The sequence below is a fragment of the Streptomyces sp. NPDC057280 genome (genome assembly GCF_042668605.1).
In the GTDB taxonomy this organism is placed as follows: Bacteria; Actinomycetota; Actinomycetes; order Streptomycetales; family Streptomycetaceae; genus Streptomyces.
Window position 1 is genome coordinate 736,273 of record NZ_JBHUYR010000003.1, and the last position, 17,050, is coordinate 753,322.

Consider the following 17,050-nt stretch of genomic DNA (forward strand, 5'->3'; position numbering starts at 1 on the left):
CCGACAGCGCCGTCAGCGGCCTCGGACCTGTTTGGCCACCCCAGTGGTGTTGTACCGGTACCGGGCCATCTCCTCGGTCACGCCGTAGTGCTCGGCGATCTGCGCTGGCCCCCACTGGCGGCGGACTGCGCCGAGCAGCAGGGGGCGGGGAAGCATGAGGGTTCCGCCGAAGGCGGTGGCTTGTTCTTCCTCGTCGGGGCGGCAGGTCCGAAAGGGCATGCCGTTGACTTCGCGGATCTCGGTGAGGTCATGCTTCAGGACGAGGTGGGAGAGCTCGTGGGCCACGTCGCTGGCCCTGCGACCCGCTGTTCGGAGCGGGTTGGTGACGACGATGTTCCTGCCGGAGACCTGGAAGGTCGCGGCGGAGAAGGCGTACGCCTGGACCCGTTCGAGTTCTTCGAGGCGGGTGCGGCTGACGAGCTTCTCGGCGCTGACGATCTTGACCTTGAGGTGGTCGGCGAGGTCGTCGACGTTCAGGGCATCGGTGTCGCTGAGGTGGAGTTCGCGTCGCAGTCGGAGGGCTTCTCGTTCGGCGTTGGCCTTGAAGCCTCGGGGGAGGGTCACAGTTCGCCTGCTTCGACGAGTCGTTCGAGTTCGGTGTTCATGTCGGTGAGCAGGTCGGCGAGCCGCTGGGGGACGCCAGGACGCAGCACCGAGGCAGCCCGGAGGTGGCAGGCAAGGGCGGGTACGGCGGGGACCGCCTCCTTCGCGAGGGCGTCGTAGAGGTCGCGCAGAACAGAGCTGATCTTGTTCGCCGCGTCGTCGGTGAGCCGGGGGTCTGCGTGGAGGTGGGTGATGGCCTGGTCGAGGGGCGAGATCTGGCGGGTGGCGGTCGGGGTGAAGAAGCGGCTCGGGGAGACGCCGAGCCAGGCGCAGAGGCGGGTGAAGGTGGCGAGGTCGGGCTGGGCGCCGGCTTCGACCCGGGTGAGGGTGCTGAAGCTGACGCCTGCTTCGGTGGCGGCCTGCCGGAGGGAGAGGGGGCCGCGGTGTTCCTTCAGGAGGCGTCCGAGTTCGGCGATGTCGAACTGTTCGACGGCGTCCGGTCCGGTCGTTTCGGGGTCCGGGAGGGGGAGCTGGCTCCGGTCGGGGCTCATACGGGCAGCGTAGCGCGCAGCAATGCGGCGATGAAGCTTGACTGCATCGGCCCGAGAGGATCACAGTGGACTCACTGACGCTTTGCTGAATCAGCAGGGTGCCCCCGAACCACCCTCGAACGACCCAGGAGATCGGTATGCCCCAGCCCCACGAGATCAAGATCACGGTGACCTCCGCGCTTGCCGAGCACCCGTACCAGCACGACTACGCCCCGCAGGTGACCGCCACGAGCGTCCTGTCCGACGCCCTCACCGCCTTCGGCTTCGCCAGCGACGGCACCACCCGCTACTACCTGTTCCATGACGGGCACGAGGTCCCGCCCGAGGCAACGGTGGGCGAGCTGTCTGGGCACGCCAAGGCCCTGCACCTGAAGCTGCGCACCGAGACCACCAACGGCTAGAGCCCGGTAGTCAGTCGTGGATCTCGAGAGCCGTCTGCGGCTGGCGGGCGACGTCCCGGCGGTCGAGGAGTTCCTCTCCTCGACCGCCGGCCGCCTCCACCACCGCGACCAGGACCCCGATGGCCTGTTCTGGGCCGAGGTGAAACCGAACAACGGTGAGCGCGCAGCGTTCATCGCCAGGATCGAGTGGACGGTCTACCCCGACCGGCCGCCCTCCCTCGTCTTCGTCGAGTCGATCGGCGCATCCGGAGTCGGAGCGCCCAGTGCCTGGCCGGAAGCGAATGGCTACCGCTACGGCTCCAACGACGTGTGCAAGCCGTTCACAGCCGAAGGCCAGAGGCTCCACCCCGAGTGGAGCAGCGGGCCGCACTCCTGGCGGCGCACCGGCAATCCCTTCCTGTACGTGGTGGAGAACGTGCAGGACGATATCGATCGCGTTGACGGGAGGCGTGCCGGATGACCACCGACACGAGGAAGCTGGTGCTGCCGGCTGGCGCGGTCGACCCGGTACTCCAGGAGATTCAGCGCCACGGGCTGGCCGACCAGGAGACCGGCGCGCTGCTGCTGACGGGGCAGTCGCACAAGCACGTGCTGGTCGTGGCGGTGGCCGGGGCGGCAGGGATCGTGCGGGGTCCGGGTCTGTTCACGGTGAGCGCGGTCGCGTACGACCGGCTGTTCACCTTCGCCGAGGAACGGTCCTACCGGGTGCGGGCGATGATCCACTCGCACCCCGAGGAGGCTTTCCTGTCGCGGACCGACCGCGCGTACTCGTTGCGGGTGCCGGGGTTCGTCAGCGCTGTCGTCCCGACCTATGCGGCGCCGCCCGCCGACCCGGAGTCGTGGGGGTGGTGGCGTTTCGAGCAGGACTGGGTGCCCTGCACCACTCCGGTTGTCGACCCGGCGCTTCCCCCGGTGCGCACGGTGGTGTTCGACGAGGAGGGTGTCCGTGAGTACTGACTACAGCCGCAGCGTCCGCCTGGGCGGCCTGGCCGCCGGCGTGGAAGAGACCACCGTGCGGGAGCGGATGGAGGGCATCCCCATCCACCTGACCGCGGACGGGCGCCTGCCCGCGGCCGCCGAGACTCTCGAAGTACTGGTGGCGGACCTACGACGGTGGCCGGTCCGGCTGAGTCTGGGCCCCGGCCGCGGACCGGGACGGCTCGAGGACGAACTCATCCGCAGGCTGGTGGAAACGGCGACCGGGATCGATCCGGACCGGCCGCTTGGCATCGGCGAGGCCCAGGGTAAGGCGCCGCTGCATCTGCACGTGGGAACCGCACCACCGCTGGGTACTGCGGTGGCCGGTGCGCCGGACGGGCACGGGGTCCGTCTGCGGCACACCGGTCATCCTTTCCCCCGGCTCAACGCGCCCGGCACCGGGCTGGGCGCGGTCCTCACTGCGGCGATGCTGGCCGGTGAGGCGTTCAAGGTCGTTGCCGGGCTGCCGGAGGGGAAGTTCCAGGTGACCCCGGTGGTGGACTTCTGCCCCGTCCTCCCCGGTGAGCAACCCGGGATCGTCGGCGCCCCGCTGCCTGCGCTGGAGCAGGTGCTGCTGGGCGGGGGCGGCGCGATCGGCACCGGCATCGCCCTGGTCCTGGACCTGCTGCAGGTCTCCGGCGAGTTGACCGTGGTGGACAGGGAGGTCTTCGAGAAACCGAACGTCACCTCGTACAGCATCGGTACCCTGGCCGACGCGGCTGCGGGCCTGCCGAAGGTGCGGTTGATCGACGCACGCCTACGGCGGATCGAGGTGACCCCGTTGCACGGGACGATCCAGGCTTCCATCGAGGCCGTCGATGCGGGCACCCTGCCGTGGCCCCGGATCGTCCTCGGCGGACTGGACAGCGTCGAGGCCCGGCACGACCTGCAGCGGCTGCAGGCCGATCTCACACTGGACGGCAGCACCGGTGGCCCGGTCGGCACCACTGTCGCCCTGCACGAGGCACTGCCCACCGGACCCTGCCTGCGCTGCTACTTCAAGGCCTACCAGACCGGGAAGAGCGCGGAGCAGCGACTGCATGAACTGACCGGGCTCCCGCTATCCCGAATCGCCCGCGGGCAGGAGCCGCTGACCGAACGGGACCTGGAAGGCCTGGACAATCAACAGCGGGAGCTGGTCGGGCAGTTCCTCGGACGGCCGGTGTGCGGGCTGATCAACTCGGCTGAGCTAACCGGTGGAACGGACGACGGGTTCCGTCCTTCGGCCGCGTTCGTGGCCCAGCAGGCCGCCTGCCTGGTCGTCGGCGCCTGGATCGCACGCAGCACGGGCCTGGTCAGCGGGCCTCCACGACGCATCGAGTACGACATCCGCTTCGGCCCCCGGCCCGACCAGATGATCGACCACCGGCTTCCCATCCCCGGGTGCGTGTGCCAGAAGGACGCTGCTCTGATCAACCTCATCCGAGAAGCCCGACGCATCCGCCGTTGACACCTCGCCGCTGCCGGTCGAAAGGCGTGGCGTAAGGACATGCCGTTTCTCTGTCCGGAGTTGACTGTGCCCGGAAGCTAGCGCGCAGCGAACGCCACGCCTTTGCACGGTTGCTCTGCGGGAGATACCCGGCATCAGAATGATGCGCGGCCTGCATCGGTGCGGCGGCTGATGTGTACTCTTGGCACCCCTGGATCTTCTCGTACTTTGTCGCACATCCCGTGCTGGGATGGTGCTGGGATGCGCCCGCATTTCCGCAGGTCAAAGCCTTGTGGTCGAGTTCCGCTTCAACGTGTGATCACCCGAAGGGGCCCGGCTCTCGAGAGCCGGGCCCCTTCGGCGTGCACGACAGGGGCGCCGTGTCCTGACATCGCCGGGCGTCTGCTCCATGAGAGCGACGGTGAGCATCCGTCGACCAGCTCGGTGTGGCGAGGCGCCTGTCGCCGGTGCTGGTTCCGGGCGCATTCCTTTTCATGTTCCGCTCTTCCGGAATCGGGGTGTCCGGAAAATGTCGCGCGCTTTCCCTGCCCTTTGTCCTCTAAATCGTTTCTTTAACTTCCCTTAGGCTGCTCTTTGTTGTGGGCAGGGGGCCGTTAAGGCGGTGTTGCGCTTTCTGTGAGCGGCCGGAAAACCGTTGAAGCGGCTGCGCGCACATGTGAGGCTAGGCTTACCGAGTCAGACCTGCGGAGATTTTGGGGGAGATTTCTATGGGCTCGCCTTTAGCGGTGTCGTCCGCGCTGCCGGAACAGAAGTCCGGGGAGGTGGGCCCGTGGGCGATCCTCGTCGTGGAGAGCGATGCGGCGAGCAGGGAGATGCTCGTGGCCGACCTGTCTCGCAGCGGGCAGGACGTCGTGGCCGTGGAAACCGGCCAGGAGGCACTGGACCGCGCCGGCGACCACGACCTCGTCCTGCTCGGTATGAAGCTGCGGGACCTGGACGGGCTGCATGTCTGCCGTCTGCTCCGGTCCGGCACCGACACACCCGTCATCTTCATCGGCGCCGCCGCCTCGGAACTGGACACCGTGCTGGCCCTGCGGGCCGGCGGCGACGACTATCTGGCGCGGCCGTACGGACTGCGCGAGCTCATGGCACGGATCGGCGCCGTCATGCGGCGCGCCTCCTCCTGCAGGCAGGCGCCGCCGCTGCTGGAAAGGGGGCGGCTCAGCATCGACGTGCAGAAGCGGGAAGTGAAATACGGCGGACGTTCTCCGCGGCTGACCCGCAAGGAATTCGAATTGCTTCTGCTGCTCGCCCGGAATCCCGGAAAGGTGATCTCACGCGAGGAGATCGTCAGCGCGGTGTGGGGGAGTTCCTGGTCCCAGCGCACCGTCGACACACATATCAGCAATCTTCGCTCAAAGCTGGGTGACCGTGGCCTGATCGTCTCGGTTCGGGGCGTCGGCTTCATGCTCGCCAAGGCCTGATTCCCGCACCGGCTGCCCCGTGCTGGTGCCGAAGTCCGCCCAGCCGTGGCGCAGCCGGTCGAAGACGGCCTTCAGGTCCTCCGGCGAGTGATCGCCGTACGTGGCGAGGAAGTTGGCCTCCAGCACGAAACGGGCGAGCGTCGTCGTCAGCAGGTCGCCCTCCGGGACCCCGGCCTCCTCGGCGAGGGTGGCTGCGAGGCTCGCCTCCCAGTGCCGCCGCACCCGGCCGGCGTACTCCAGCAACGCCGGTGTGGACTTGACCAGTTCGACGAAGTCCTCGCCGGACGGGCCGTCGGGTGCGGGCTGCGCCGCGGGCACCAGATGTGCCTCCAGTGCGTCCAGCATCGACGTCCCGGGCGCGCGGTCGCGGACCGCCGCCGTCAGCGCGCGTTCGTACTCGTCCTCGGCGTCGAAGACCAGCGCCTCCTTGCACGGGAAGTACGCGAACAGCGTGCTCACCGCCACTTCCGCGGCGTCCGCGATCTCCGCGACGGTCACGTTCTCGAATCCGCGCTCGCGGAACAGGGTGAACGCGGTGTCCGCCAGGCGCTTACGCGTCTGCGCCTTCTTCCGTTCTCGCAGTCCCGCCACTCCGGCACCCTCTCGCAACGACCGTCGTACTCGGCGCGGCATCAGGGGCGCCGATCCGCTGAGTGAGCGTACAGGGCCGGGCCGCGGTCTGTCTGTGATCGTCAGCGAGAAGAGGCTGGTCGGAGGCGCGCCTCGACGGCTGTAGCGGGTGTTTTGTCCCCATTTCCCGAGGCCCACCATGCCCGCGGCAGGGAGCCTCGACTTCCCCCTCGCATCCTCTCTGACCTGCAAAGACGCTGCCTTGTCGAGGCATATCCGCGAGTGAGTACGGAAGCTGAGCGCATCGGTATTGACACGTTCGCGAATGTCGTATCTACTTTGAACTCGTAGTTACTTCGAAAATTTGAGGGGAGCTCATGGAAGTCACCGCAACGCGTCGTTGGCTGGCCCTCGGCGCACTCGCACTCGCGATGCTGACCGTGGGGCTCGACATGACGGTGCTCAACATCGCCCTGCCCACGCTCGCCCGTGATCTGCACGCCGGCACCGCGGCGCTGCAGTGGTTCAGCACGGCGTACACGCTGACGCTGGCGGGCGTGATGCTGCCCGCCGGTGCGCTCGGGGACCGGTTCGGGCGGAAGAAGTTCGTGTTCGGGGCGCTGGTGCTGTTCGGCGGCGCCTCGGTCTGGTGCGCGTTCGCCTCGTCGTCGAGCGAGCTGATCATGGCGCGGGTGCTGCTCGGGGTCGCGGCCTCGGTGCTGATGTCCCTGTCGATGGGGATGATCCCGGTGCTCTTCCCGGACCCGGCGGAGCGCGGCCGCGCCACCACCGTGTGGATCACCGCGGTCACCCTCGGCATGCCGCTCGGCCCGATCGTCGGCGGACTGCTGCTGGACCACTTCTGGTGGGGCTCGGTGTTCCTGGTGAACATCCCGACGGTCATCATCGGGGCGTTCGCGGTGGGCCTGCTGGTGCCGGAGACGCGCAGCCAGACCCGCCGGCCCATCGACCCGGTCAGCGTGCTGCTCTCGGCGGCCGGGCTGGTCGGACTGACCTACGGCCTGATCCGCTTCGGCGACGAGGGCTGGGGCGACGGCATCGCCTGGGCGACCTTCGGCGCGGGCCTGCTGCTGATCATCGGCTTCGTCGCCTGGGAGCGCACCCGGGAGCACGCCCTCGCCGACCTCAGCCTCTTCGGCGACCGCGGATTCCGCATGGGGACATTCCTCCAGCTGATCAACGCCTTCGCGATGTTCGGGCTGTTCTTCACCATCCCGCTGTACTTCCAGTCGGTCCTCGGCGTCGACTCGCTCGGCAGCGGTCTGCGGATGCTGCCGATGATCGGCGGTCTGCTGGTGGCCTCCAACTTCCTGGAGGGCCTGAGCGACAAGATCGGTCTCAAGCTGACGCTGATGCTCGGCTTCGGGGCCCTCGCGCTCGGCATGGGGCTCGGTGCGATGACCGGCATCGACACCTCGTACGGCTATGTCGCCACCTGGATGGTCGTCGTCGGCCTCGGGATCGGCCTGGTACTGCCCACCTCCATGTCCCTGGCCGTGGGCGCGCTCACCCCCGAGCGGGCCGGCGCCGGATCGGCGCTGCTGTCGGCGCTGCGCCAGGCCGCCGGCACCACCGGTGTGGCCGTGCTCGGCACCGTGCTGTCCACCCGGTACCACTCCGAACTCGGCCCGCTCGACCGTGAGCCGATCTCCGACGGCGTCGGTTCAGGAGTGGCCGTCGCCGACAAACTCGGCGACCACTCGATGCTCCATGACGTCCAGACCGCGTTCCTCAGCGGCATGGACCTGCTGCTGGTCGTCTGTGCCGCCATCGCGGTCGTCGGCCTGCTGCTCTCGGCGGTCGCCACCAAGAGCCGCCCGGCGGAATCCGAGGCCAAGCTGCCCAAGTCGGAGACCGCGCCGGTCGCCTAGCGCAGCAGCGTCACCGAACCCACCGCAAACCGAGACTCTCCCACGAGGAAGTGATGCACATGCGCAGCATGGTTACCGTCTCGAAGATGGACCGGGACGCGATCCCCGAGGTGTCGAAGCTGTTCGCGGAGTTCGACAGCACGGAGATCCCGGGGCTGATCGGACTGCACCGCCGCCAGCTGTTCATTCACCACGGTGTGCAGGTCCACCTGTACGACTTCGTCGAGAAGTCCGACCAGGCCGCGCTGGAGAAGGTCAAGTCCGACCCGCGCATGGCCAGGCTCTCGGTCGACCTCCAGCCGTTCGTGACGCCGTACGAGCCCGAGACCTGGAACTCCCCGGCCGACTCCGCGGCTTCCTGCTTCTACGCCTGGGAGGCGGAGCCGGAGGGGAGGCCCGGGCCGACGGAGACCACCGTCACCCTCGCCCGGATGGAGGCCGACGCCATTCCCGAAGTCACCGGGATCTTCCGGGACTTCGACGCCACCGCGCAGCTGATGGGCATCCGCCGACGCCAGCTGTTCGTCTTCAAGGACCTGTGCATCCACATCCAGGACCACGCCGGCCGCGACGACGCGGACATCGCGCAGAAGGCCGCGACGGACATCTGGTTCGGCCATGTGCTCCGGGAACTGCCGCGCCTCGCCCCGCAGGAGCCGACGCCCGACGGACACGCGATCCGCTTCTACGGATGGGAGGCGTCCTGACGCACCACGCGAAGAGCCGCTGACAGCGGCGGCGACCGGGCCGGACCGGACGGCGATGTCGGCCCGGTCCGGCCGCACGACCACCCTCCGAGAAGCGCGGAGCACCGCAGAGAAACGCCGATTACGCGTGAGGCGACCGATGGCAGGACAGCAGAGCCGAACCGCCGAAGAGGCGGTGTGCGCCGGGCAGTTGAGCATCGAGCAGCGGTTGGGGGAGGCGCTCGCCGAGTACGCGCGGGACGTCGAGCCCCTGGACGAGGGTGTCCTCGGCATCCGCGCCGCATCGGCGGGCCCGGCCTGTCTGCACCTGGACGCGGAGCCGATCCTCCTCGGCTACCTGGTCCACCGGCTCGCTCCCGGTCTGCGCCTCGTCCGCGGCACGCCCGGCCGGCTCGAACTGCGCCGGCGCGACGGACACGGACGCCTGGTCTTCCCTCTCGATGCCGCCGCCGAGCACGTACTCGACGTGTGGAGGCGGGATCTCGCCACGGTCCACCCGAACCTCGTCCCCGTCCACTTCGCCGGCTCCTCCCACCCGGACGCCGCGGAGAGCCGGAAGCTGCGTCGACTGCTGCGTGACCTGCCCGTTGTCCCCTCCGCACATGATCACCCCGCGACCGTCCAGATCATGCGAGCCAGTCTGAATGTGGAGTCGTAAGAATTAAAGAGCAACTCTGATTCCGATGTGACTTCGACTCGTGTACGCTGGCTGTGCCCGGGCCCGGTACCGCTGGGGACGTTCGTTTTTCGATGTCCGCAGAACGTCAAGGAAAATTAACGAACCCCTGTGGTTTCGTGAAGGAATCGATCCGTGGTGAAGCCACTCACATGGCTACGGTTGTGCTTGCGTGACCAAGGGGGAAGCTGGAGGGTGGAATCGTGGACGCGAGATGGTCAAAAGCTGAAATAGGTGAACTTCTCGATCGCTATGTCCTCGGGCTCGACTACGACAAACTCGATGACGAGTGGACCGCCGAGCTGTTCTCCGACGACGTGGTCATCGAATTCCCGATCAGTCGGCACACCGGCATCGAAGGACTCGCCGAATACCACCGGCGAGCATTGGCCATGTGGGCCGGAACGCACCATCTGAACACGCCGTCGGTCGTGAGCGTCTCCGGGGACCGGGCGACGCTCCGCGCCAACATGACGTCCGTGCATGTGCACCACGAGCGGGAAGGCGAGATACGACCGCACTATGTGTCGGGCACCTGTGTCACCGGCGACGCGGTGCGCACCGAGCGGGGCTGGCGCCTTTCCCGTCTTTCGTTCGACCTGATATGGAAGACCGGCAACCCGCCGGACTGAGTTGGGTGGGCATTTATGCGATCAGCACAAGTGAAAGCGAGTTCTCGACCAGAGATACTCGAAACCCACGACACCGAGCACCGCACCGCGGCCCGAGCGACCTTCGGCGCCCGAGCCGGTGCGGCGACCTCATCGCCGGCGCCCGTCCGGAACCTCGCGGACACCTGGCGGATCCTGGTCGTCGAAGGCAGCAGGGCCGACCGCGCGACCCTCACCGAGGCACTCGAGCGCCACGGCCATCATGTCGACGCCGTCGACTCCGGCGCCGAGGCGCTCGCCTGGTTCGACACCGCCGACCTCGTCCTGCTCGACCTCGACCTGCCCGACCTGGACGGCCTCGAGGTCTGCCGCGAGATCCGGGTGGCCGGCGACATCCCCGTCATCACCGTCACCTCACGCGCCTCCGAACTCGACTGTGTACTGGCGTTGCAGGCCGGCGCCGACGACTACGTCATCAAGCCCTACGGCATCCGTGAGCTCATGGCCCGGCTGGACGCCGTGATGCGCCGCGCGCGCCGCACCCCGCACACCGCCCCGGACGCCGACGGCGGAGCGGTGCTGGAACACGGACCGCTGCGGATCGACAGCGACTCGCGCGAGGTCGAGATGGGCGGCCGGCCGGTGCCGGTCACGCGCAAGGAGTTCGATCTGCTCGCCCTGCTGGCCAGCGCCCCGGGGCAGGTGATCTCGCGGGAGTCCATCATGCGCAAGGTGTGGGGCGAGTCCTGGTCGCGCCGCACGGTCGACACCCATGTCAGCAGTCTGCGCAGCAAACTCGGCGGACCGGAATGGATCGTCACCGTCCGCGGGGTCGGTTTCAAACTCCGCAGCATGCGCTGACAGTACATTGCCGTCGAATTGACGTTCGCTGAACCCGTGCATGTAATTTCCCTCGTTATCGTCGGACCGCAGGAAGCGGAAACTCCGAACGAGGGGTGACATGACGAACATCGATATCGACGAGACCAGTGAACTCGTCAGCTTTCCCATTCAGCGCACGTGCCCTTTCGCCATTCCGCCGGTCTACACGAAATTCCGGGAGGAGGCGCCGGTCAGCCAGGTGGTCCTCCCGGACGGCGGAAAGGCCTGGCTGGTCACCAAGTACGAAGACGTGCGGGCCGTGATGTCGAACCCCAGGCTCAGCTCGGACCGCCGTAAGAAGGACTTCCCGGTGGTGGTCCCCGGGCAGAACGCGGCCCTCGCCAAGCACGCACCCTTCATGATCATCCTCGACGGCGCGGAGCACGCGGCGGCCCGGCGGCCCGTCATCAGCGAGTTCTCGGTCCGCCGCGTCGCCGCGATGAAGCCGCGCATCCAGGAGATCGTCGACCACTTCATCGACGAGATGCTGAAGCTGCCCCGGCCCGTCGACCTCAACCAGGTCTTCTCCCTGCCGGTGCCCTCACTGGTGGTCTCCGAGATCCTCGGCATGCCCTACGAGGGGCACGAGTACTTCATGGAGCTGGCCGAGGTCCTGCTCCGCCGCACCACAGACGAACAGGGCCGCATCGACATCTCCGTCCGGCTGCGCGCGTACATGGACAAGCTCGTCGAGGAGAAGATCGCCAACCCCGGCGACGACCTGCTCAGCCGCCAGATCGAGCTCCAGCGGCAGAACGGGGGCATCGACCGGCCCCAGCTCGCCAGCCTGTGCCTGCTGGTGCTGCTGGCCGGCCATGAGACCACCGCCAACATGATCAACCTCGGTGTCTTCTCGATGCTGACCAGGCCGGAACTGCTCGCCGAGATCAAGGCGGACCCGGCGAAGACCCCCAAGGCCGTCGACGAACTCCTGCGCTTCTACACGATCCCGGACTTCGGCGCGCACCGGCTGGCGATGGACGACGTCGAGATCGGCGGCGTCCTCATACGCAAGGGCGAGGCCGTCATCGCCTCCACCTTCGCCGCCAACCGCGACCCCGCCGTCTTCGACGACCCGGAGGAGCTGGACTTCTCCCGCGACTCCCGGCACCACGTGGCCTTCGGCTACGGCCCCCACCAGTGCCTGGGCCAGAACCTCGGCCGCGTCGAGCTCCAGGTCGTCTTCGACACGCTGTTCCGCAGGCTGCCGGACCTCCGGCTCGCCGTGCCCGCCGAGGAGCTGAACTTCAAGAGCGACGCCCTCGTCTACGGCCTCTACGAACTGCCCGTGACCTGGTGAAGGAGAGCGCCATGCGACTGGAGAAGGACCACGACCGCTGCATCGGCGCGGGGCAGTGCGTACGGACCGATCCGAGGCTCTTCGACCAGGACGACGACGGGCTGGTCAAGGTCCTGATCGAGCGGCCGCGGGGCGCCGACGAGGCCGCCGCCCACAAGGCGGTCTTCATCTGCCCCGCCAAAGCCCTGTCCATCGCCCAGGACTGACCCCTCGGCCCCCCACGGAAGAAGCCGCGCCGGTTCCCCTGCCCTCGGCACAGGGACCGGCGCGGCTTGCGTACGACGGTCAGTGCTCGTGCATGCCGTGGTCGTCGCCCGTCGTCCACACGGGCTCGATCCCGATCCGGGACAGCAGCCAGCTCCCGTCCTCGCGCACGGCGGTGAAGGTGTAACGGGCGCCCAGGTCGAAGTGCTTGCCCGGGCCGCCCGGGCTCACATGCACGGCGGTGACGTTCGCGTGCACGGTCGCGCGGTCGCCGTGCAGTTCGGGGAGCACGTTCGCCACGGTGTGCAGGGTGGTCGCCCACACCAGGTCGTCCCGGAGCATGCCGGCCAGTGCCGCTCGGCCCTCGATCCGGATGTCCGGCAGCAGCTCCATGGTCACGTCCGGGACGAGCAGCGCGGACAGCGCCTCGTGGTCGCGGAGATCGACGGCACGCGCGAAACGGGCCACCAGAGTCTGGAGTCGAAAGAAGTCCTCGATATCTGTCATGGCTGTGATGCTGCGCACCGAAAGACGCCCGCGCCACTTTCCTGAAATCTTCTGACGAACCTCTGACAAGACCTGAACTTGCCCGTATTGAAACCTGTATTGCGCCTCGGAAGACTCGAACTCATCAACGGCTTCCCGTTATGGAGAAGGACATATGCACAGCAGTGTCATAGTGGCCCGGATCAAACCCGGAAGCGCTGAACAGATTGCCGCGGACTTCGCGAAATCCGACGCCGAACCGTCCGGCACGCGAAATCTCCTGCGCCGCCAGCTCTTCGAGTACAAGGGCGTCTACGTCCAGATGCAGGACCACGCCGAGCCCCAGGAACCGGCCCTCACCGCCTCGGAGGCGCTCGCGACCTGCTTCTACGAGTGGCACGGACAGCCGGTCGCCCACCCGCACCGGATGCACAGCACCATGATCGTGGCCCGGCTCGACGAGGCCGACCTCGACACCGTCGCGAAGCTGTTCGCCGACTTCGACACCGGCACCGAGCTGCCGCACACCATGGGCACCCGGCGCCGTCGGCTGTTCGCCTGCGAGGGCCTGTACTTCCACATCCAGGACTTCGAGTCCGCCGACGGCGGCCGGCTGATCGAACAGGCCAAGCTGGACCCGCGGTTCGTACAGATCCAGCAGGACCTCCTGCCGTACATCACCGTCTTCGACCCCTCGACCTGGCGCTCCCCCTCCGACGCCATGGCCACGCGCTTCTACAGCTGGCAGGCCGCCGTATGAGCGGGCGTCGCGTGGTCGTCACCGGGATGGAGGTGCTGGCGCCCGGCGGGGTGGGCACCGAAGCCTTCTGGTCCCTGCTCAGCGAGGGCCGCACCGCCACCCGCGGCATCACCTTCTTCGACCCGGCGCAGTTCCGCTCCCGGGTGGCCGCCGAGATCGACTTCGACCCCTACGCCCACGGCCTCACCCCGCACGAGGTGCGGCGCATGGACCGGGCCGCCCAGTTCGCCGTAGTCGCCGCGCGCGGAGCCGTCGCCGACAGCGGGCTCGACACCGAGGCGCTGGACCCGTACCGGATCGGCGTCACCATCGGCAGCGCGGTCGGCGGCACCATGAGCCTCGACGACGACTACCGCGCCGTCAGCGACGGCGGCCGGCTCGACCTGGTCGACCACACCTACGCCGACCCGTTCTTCTACAACCACTTCGTGCCCAGCTCCTTCGCCGCCGAGGTCGCCCGCGCCGTGGGGGCGCAGGGGCCGAGCAGCGTGGTGTCGGCCGGGTGCACCTCCGGGCTCGACTCGGTCGGGTACGCCGTCGAACTCATCCGGGAGGGCACCGCGGACGTCATGGTCGCCGGCGCCACCGACGCGCCGATCTCGCCGATCACGATGGCCTGCTTCGACGCCATCAAGGCGACCACACCCCGCCACGACGACCCCGAGCACGCCTCCCGCCCCTTCGACGGCACCCGCAACGGGTTCGTCCTCGGTGAGGGCGCGGCGGTGTTCGTCCTGGAGGAGCTGGAGAGCGCGCGCCGACGTGGCGCCCGTGTCCACGCCGAGATCGCCGGATACGCCACCCGCAGCAACGCGTACCACATGACGGGCCTGCGCCCCGACGGCGCCGAGATGTCCGAGGCGATCACCGTCGCGCTGGACGAGGCCCGCATGAACCCCACGGCGATCGACTACATCAACGCGCACGGCTCCGGCACCAAGCAGAACGACAGGCACGAGACCGCCGCCTTCAAACGCAGCCTCGGCGACCACGCGTACCGCACCCCCGTCAGCTCCATCAAGTCGATGGTCGGGCACTCGCTGGGCGCGATCGGCTCCATCGAGATCGCCGCGTCCGTCCTCGCGATCCGCCACAACGTCGTACCGCCGACCGCGAACCTGCACACGCCCGACCCCGAGTGCGACCTCGACTACGTGCCCCTGACCGCCCGCGACCAGCTCGTCGACACGGTCCTCACCGTGGGCAGCGGCTTCGGCGGGTTCCAGAGCGCGATGGTGCTGACCCGACCCGAAAGGACGGCGGCATGACGGCCTCCGTGGTGGTGACCGGCCTGGGGATCACCGCCCCCAACGGACTCGGCACGAAGGACTACTGGAGCGCGACCCGCGTCGGCAAGAGCGGCATCGGCCCGCTCACCCGCTTCGACGCGGCACCGTACCCGGCCAAGCTCGCCGGCGAGATCGACGGCTTCACGCCCGAGGAACACCTCCCCAGCCGGCTCATGCCGCAGACCGACCAGGTCACCCGGCTCTCCCTGGTCGCCGCGGACTGGGCGCTCGCGGACGCCGGGGTACGCCCCGCCGATCTGCCGGCCTTCGACATGGGCGTCATCACCGCGAGCTCCGCGGGCGGCTTCGAGTTCAGCCAGCACGAGCTGAAGAGCCTGTGGAGCAAGGGCGGCGAGTACGTCAGCGCCTATCAGTCCTTCGCCTGGTTCTACGCCGTCAACACCGGCCAGATCTCCATCCGCAACGGCATGAAGGGCCCCAGCGGCGTCGTCGTCACCGACCAGGCCGGCGGCCTCGACGCGGTGGCGCAGGCCCGGCGGCAGATCCGCAAGGGCACCTCGCTGGTGGTCGCGGGAGCCGTCGACGCCCTGCTGTGCTCCTGGGGCTGGGTCGGACTGCACACCAGCGGCCGGCTCAGCACGGCCGACGATCCCGGCCGCGCCTATCTGCCCTTCGACGAGCGGGCCGCCGGTCATGTCCCGGGCGAGGGCGGCGCGTTGCTCATCCTGGAGGCGGCCGACGCCGCCCGCGCCCGCGGGGCCCGGGTGTACGGCGAGATCGCCGGGTACGCCGCCACCTTCGACGGCCGCGAACCCGGCCTGCGCAAGGCGATCGAACTGGCGCTGGCCGACGCCGACTTGGCGCCGTCCGACCTGGACGTCGTCTTCGCCGACGCCGCCGCCGACCCCGAACTCGACCGGATCGAGGCCGAGGCGCTGGTGGAGGTGTTCGGCCGGCGGGGCGTCCCCGTCACGGCCCCGAAGACGATGACGGGCCGCCTCTACGCAGGCGCCGCCGCCCTGGACCTCGCCACCGCCTTCCTCGCGCTGCGGGAGGGGCTGATCCCGCCGACCGTCCACACCGACCCCGCCGACCGCCACGGCCTCGACCTCGTCGGTGCCCAGGCCCGTCCCGCAGCACTGCGCACGGCCCTCGTCCTGGCCCGCGGCCACGGCGGCTTCAACTCGGCGATGGTCGTCCGCTCCTGAGCCCCCTCGGAAGCCCTCAGCACCCTTCACGATCATTTGGAGAAACCTGATGTCCCAGCCCACGTTCACCCTCGACGACCTCAAGCGCATCCTCCTCGAAGGCTCCGGCGCCCCCGAGGGCGGCGGCCTCGACGGAGACGCCCAGGACGTCCTCGACACCGAGTTCAGCGACATCGGCTACGACTCGCTCGCCCTGCTGGAGACCGCCAGCCGCATCGAGCGGGAGTACGGCATCGACCTCGACGAGTCCGTCATCGGCGACGCCACCACACCGCGCGCCTTCATCGACGCCGTCGGTGACCACCTCGTCGCACCGGCCGCCTGAAGGGAACGCGAAGAGATGACCGACACGACACAGCAGGAGCGGCGCGTCGCCCTCGTGACCGGCGCGACCAGCGGGATCGGCCTGGCCGTGGCCCGGCTGCTGGCCGGACAGGGCCACCGCGTCTTCATCGGCTCACGCACCGAGGACAAGGTGCTCACCACGGTCAAGCGACTCCAGGAAGAAGGCCTGGAGGTGGACGGCGCGGTCCTCGACGTCCGCTCGGTGGACTCGGTACGCGGCTACGTCCGCGCCGCCGTCGACCGGTTCGGGACGGTCGACGTGCTCGTCAACAACGCGGGCATCAGCGGCGGCGGAGTGACTGCCGACATCACCGACGACCTGTGGGACGACATCGTCGACACCAACCTCAACAGCGTCTTCCGGCTGACCCGGGAGGTCCTCACCACCGGCGGCATGCGGGACAAGAGCCGCGGCCGCGTCATCAACATCGCCTCCACCGCGGGCAAGCAGGGCGTGGTCCTCGGGGCGCCGTACTCCGCCTCCAAGCACGGCGTCGTCGGCTTCACCAAGGCGCTCGGCAACGAACTCGCCCCCACCGGCATCACCGTCAACGCCGTCTGCCCCGGCTATGTCGAGACGCCGATGGCCGAGCGCGTACGGCAGAACTACGCCCGGCTGTCCGGCGCGTCCGAGGCCGCCATCCTGGAGAAGTTCCAGGCCAAGATCCCCCTCGGCCGCTACTCGACGCCCGAGGAAGTGGCCGGTCTGGTCGGCTATCTGGCCTCCGACCTGGCGGCGTCCATCACCTCCCAGGCCCTGAACGTCTGCGGCGGCCTCGGCAACTTCTGACCGCGCAACGCCCGTTCCCACC

The 17,050-nt window shown here is 68.8% G+C and carries 21 protein-coding genes and 1 pseudogene; 18 read left to right on the forward strand and 4 right to left on the reverse strand.

Annotation, left to right across the window (positions count from 1 at the left end; translation table 11 throughout):
- Positions 1-12 precede the first annotated feature (12 nt).
- The gene (locus ACFUO4_RS21940; RefSeq protein WP_383487166.1) at positions 13-564 is read right to left on the reverse strand and encodes an ImmA/IrrE family metallo-endopeptidase; all 552 of its coding nucleotides are present in this window, start codon (positions 562-564) and stop codon (positions 13-15) included.
- Entirely contained in the window at positions 561-1,094 is a 534-nt protein-coding gene (locus ACFUO4_RS21945; RefSeq protein WP_383487169.1) for a helix-turn-helix domain-containing protein, read from the reverse strand. Before ACFUO4_RS21945 ends, ACFUO4_RS21940 begins: the two co-directional genes overlap by 4 nt.
- Positions 1,095-1,231: 137 nt before the next feature.
- Between ACFUO4_RS21945 and ACFUO4_RS21950 the strand changes: the two genes are divergently transcribed.
- From ACFUO4_RS21950 to ACFUO4_RS21970, 5 genes are all read left to right on the forward strand, one after another.
- Positions 1,232-1,495: a hypothetical protein gene (locus tag ACFUO4_RS21950; RefSeq protein ID WP_383487172.1), complete on the forward strand. Its 264-nt coding sequence runs from the start codon at positions 1,232-1,234 to the stop codon at positions 1,493-1,495.
- 16 nt (positions 1,496-1,511) lie between these two features.
- Positions 1,512-1,955 (forward strand): hypothetical protein, encoded by a 444-nt coding sequence (locus ACFUO4_RS21955; RefSeq protein ID WP_383487175.1) that lies wholly within the window; start codon positions 1,512-1,514, stop codon positions 1,953-1,955.
- Positions 1,952-2,452 (forward strand): hypothetical protein, encoded by a 501-nt coding sequence (locus tag ACFUO4_RS21960; protein ID WP_383487178.1) that lies wholly within the window; start codon positions 1,952-1,954, stop codon positions 2,450-2,452. Before ACFUO4_RS21955 ends, ACFUO4_RS21960 begins: the two co-directional genes overlap by 4 nt.
- Positions 2,442-3,923, forward strand: a complete 1,482-nt coding sequence (locus ACFUO4_RS21965) for a ThiF family adenylyltransferase (RefSeq protein WP_383487181.1) — start codon at positions 2,442-2,444, stop codon at positions 3,921-3,923. The genes ACFUO4_RS21960 and ACFUO4_RS21965 overlap by 11 nt, the downstream gene beginning before the upstream one ends.
- 725 nt (positions 3,924-4,648) lie before the next feature.
- Complete coding sequence (locus ACFUO4_RS21970) at positions 4,649-5,347, forward strand: response regulator transcription factor (RefSeq protein WP_383487184.1); 699 nt, start codon at positions 4,649-4,651, stop codon at positions 5,345-5,347.
- On the opposite strand, the gene ACFUO4_RS21975 is transcribed toward ACFUO4_RS21970, so the two are convergent.
- Positions 5,279-5,938 carry a TetR family transcriptional regulator gene (locus ACFUO4_RS21975; RefSeq protein ID WP_383487187.1) on the reverse strand — a complete coding sequence of 220 codons (660 nt, stop codon included), beginning with the start codon at positions 5,936-5,938 and terminating at the stop codon, positions 5,279-5,281. The genes ACFUO4_RS21970 and ACFUO4_RS21975 overlap by 69 nt on opposite strands.
- A gap of 356 nt (positions 5,939-6,294) precedes the next feature.
- On the opposite strand from ACFUO4_RS21975, the gene ACFUO4_RS21980 reads away from it, so the two are divergent.
- The 7 genes from ACFUO4_RS21980 to ACFUO4_RS22010 all read left to right on the forward strand — a co-directional run bounded on the left by ACFUO4_RS21980 (position 6,295) and on the right by ACFUO4_RS22010 (position 12,191).
- Positions 6,295-7,809, forward strand: a complete 1,515-nt coding sequence (locus ACFUO4_RS21980; protein ID WP_383487190.1) for an MFS transporter — start codon at positions 6,295-6,297, stop codon at positions 7,807-7,809.
- A gap of 59 nt (positions 7,810-7,868) precedes the next feature.
- Complete coding sequence (locus tag ACFUO4_RS21985) at positions 7,869-8,516, forward strand: TcmI family type II polyketide cyclase (protein ID WP_179143315.1); 648 nt, start codon at positions 7,869-7,871, stop codon at positions 8,514-8,516.
- Positions 8,517-8,655: 139 nt separating this feature from the next.
- Positions 8,656-9,174, forward strand: coding sequence for a hypothetical protein (locus ACFUO4_RS21990; RefSeq protein ID WP_128112060.1), 519 nt, complete (start codon positions 8,656-8,658; stop codon positions 9,172-9,174).
- A 221-nt stretch (positions 9,175-9,395) separates the two neighbouring features.
- Positions 9,396-9,824, forward strand: a complete 429-nt coding sequence (locus tag ACFUO4_RS21995) for a nuclear transport factor 2 family protein (RefSeq protein ID WP_383487194.1) — start codon at positions 9,396-9,398, stop codon at positions 9,822-9,824.
- 30 nt (positions 9,825-9,854) lie between these two features.
- On the forward strand, positions 9,855-10,664 hold the full coding sequence (locus tag ACFUO4_RS22000; RefSeq protein ID WP_383487197.1) for a response regulator transcription factor: 810 nt from the start codon (positions 9,855-9,857) through the stop codon (positions 10,662-10,664).
- Positions 10,665-10,764: 100 nt separating this feature from the next.
- Complete coding sequence (locus ACFUO4_RS22005) at positions 10,765-11,985, forward strand: cytochrome P450 (RefSeq protein WP_383487201.1); 1,221 nt, start codon at positions 10,765-10,767, stop codon at positions 11,983-11,985.
- 11 nt (positions 11,986-11,996) lie between these two features.
- The gene (locus ACFUO4_RS22010) at positions 11,997-12,191 is read left to right on the forward strand and encodes a ferredoxin (RefSeq protein ID WP_383487204.1); all 195 of its coding nucleotides are present in this window, start codon (positions 11,997-11,999) and stop codon (positions 12,189-12,191) included.
- 79 nt (positions 12,192-12,270) lie between these two features.
- On the opposite strand, the gene ACFUO4_RS22015 is transcribed toward ACFUO4_RS22010, so the two are convergent.
- Complete coding sequence (locus ACFUO4_RS22015) at positions 12,271-12,696, reverse strand: nuclear transport factor 2 family protein (RefSeq protein ID WP_383487207.1); 426 nt, start codon at positions 12,694-12,696, stop codon at positions 12,271-12,273.
- Between the two features lie 154 nt (positions 12,697-12,850).
- Here ACFUO4_RS22015 and ACFUO4_RS22020 point away from each other — a divergent pair.
- The 6 genes and pseudogenes from ACFUO4_RS22020 to fabG all read left to right on the forward strand — a co-directional run.
- A pseudogene (locus ACFUO4_RS22020) lies at positions 12,851-13,027 on the forward strand (TcmI family type II polyketide cyclase); the annotation flags it as partial.
- Positions 13,028-13,102: 75 nt separating this feature from the next.
- Positions 13,103-13,435 carry a TcmI family type II polyketide cyclase gene (locus tag ACFUO4_RS22025; protein ID WP_383487904.1) on the forward strand — a complete coding sequence of 111 codons (333 nt, stop codon included), beginning with the start codon at positions 13,103-13,105 and terminating at the stop codon, positions 13,433-13,435.
- Positions 13,432-14,703: a beta-ketoacyl-[acyl-carrier-protein] synthase family protein gene (locus ACFUO4_RS22030; RefSeq protein ID WP_383487210.1), complete on the forward strand. Its 1,272-nt coding sequence runs from the start codon at positions 13,432-13,434 to the stop codon at positions 14,701-14,703. The genes ACFUO4_RS22025 and ACFUO4_RS22030 overlap by 4 nt, the downstream gene beginning before the upstream one ends.
- Positions 14,700-15,893, forward strand: coding sequence for a ketosynthase chain-length factor (locus ACFUO4_RS22035; protein ID WP_383487213.1), 1,194 nt, complete (start codon positions 14,700-14,702; stop codon positions 15,891-15,893). The genes ACFUO4_RS22030 and ACFUO4_RS22035 overlap by 4 nt, the downstream gene beginning before the upstream one ends.
- A gap of 49 nt (positions 15,894-15,942) precedes the next feature.
- Positions 15,943-16,218 (forward strand): acyl carrier protein, encoded by a 276-nt coding sequence (locus ACFUO4_RS22040; RefSeq protein WP_128112061.1) that lies wholly within the window; start codon positions 15,943-15,945, stop codon positions 16,216-16,218.
- A 15-nt stretch (positions 16,219-16,233) separates the two neighbouring features.
- Positions 16,234-17,028 carry a 3-oxoacyl-ACP reductase FabG gene (gene fabG / locus ACFUO4_RS22045; RefSeq protein WP_383487217.1) on the forward strand — a complete coding sequence of 265 codons (795 nt, stop codon included), beginning with the start codon at positions 16,234-16,236 and terminating at the stop codon, positions 17,026-17,028.
- Positions 17,029-17,050 lie beyond the last annotated feature (22 nt).

Excerpts from the sequence above, each read along its gene's own strand:
- ACFUO4_RS21950 (WP_383487172.1), top strand. The coding sequence starts at position 1,232 with ATGCCCCAGCCCCACGAGATCAAGATCACGGTGACCTCCGCGCTTGCC.
- ACFUO4_RS21990 (WP_128112060.1), top strand. The coding sequence starts at position 8,656 with ATGGCAGGACAGCAGAGCCGAACCGCCGAAGAGGCGGTGTGCGCCGGG.
- ACFUO4_RS22015 (WP_383487207.1), bottom strand. The coding sequence starts at position 12,696 with ATGACAGATATCGAGGACTTCTTTCGACTCCAGACTCTGGTGGCCCGT.
- ACFUO4_RS21960 (WP_383487178.1), top strand. The coding sequence starts at position 1,952 with ATGACCACCGACACGAGGAAGCTGGTGCTGCCGGCTGGCGCGGTCGAC.
- ACFUO4_RS22005 (WP_383487201.1), top strand. The coding sequence starts at position 10,765 with ATGACGAACATCGATATCGACGAGACCAGTGAACTCGTCAGCTTTCCC.
- ACFUO4_RS22025 (WP_383487904.1), top strand. The coding sequence starts at position 13,103 with ATGCACAGCACCATGATCGTGGCCCGGCTCGACGAGGCCGACCTCGAC.
- ACFUO4_RS22010 (WP_383487204.1), top strand. The coding sequence starts at position 11,997 with ATGCGACTGGAGAAGGACCACGACCGCTGCATCGGCGCGGGGCAGTGC.
- ACFUO4_RS21985 (WP_179143315.1), top strand. The coding sequence starts at position 7,869 with ATGCGCAGCATGGTTACCGTCTCGAAGATGGACCGGGACGCGATCCCC.
- ACFUO4_RS21980 (WP_383487190.1), top strand. The coding sequence starts at position 6,295 with ATGGAAGTCACCGCAACGCGTCGTTGGCTGGCCCTCGGCGCACTCGCA.
- ACFUO4_RS22030 (WP_383487210.1), top strand. The coding sequence starts at position 13,432 with ATGAGCGGGCGTCGCGTGGTCGTCACCGGGATGGAGGTGCTGGCGCCC.
- ACFUO4_RS21945 (WP_383487169.1), bottom strand. The coding sequence starts at position 1,094 with ATGAGCCCCGACCGGAGCCAGCTCCCCCTCCCGGACCCCGAAACGACC.
- ACFUO4_RS22040 (WP_128112061.1), top strand. The coding sequence starts at position 15,943 with ATGTCCCAGCCCACGTTCACCCTCGACGACCTCAAGCGCATCCTCCTC.
- ACFUO4_RS22035 (WP_383487213.1), top strand. The coding sequence starts at position 14,700 with ATGACGGCCTCCGTGGTGGTGACCGGCCTGGGGATCACCGCCCCCAAC.
- fabG (WP_383487217.1), top strand. The coding sequence starts at position 16,234 with ATGACCGACACGACACAGCAGGAGCGGCGCGTCGCCCTCGTGACCGGC.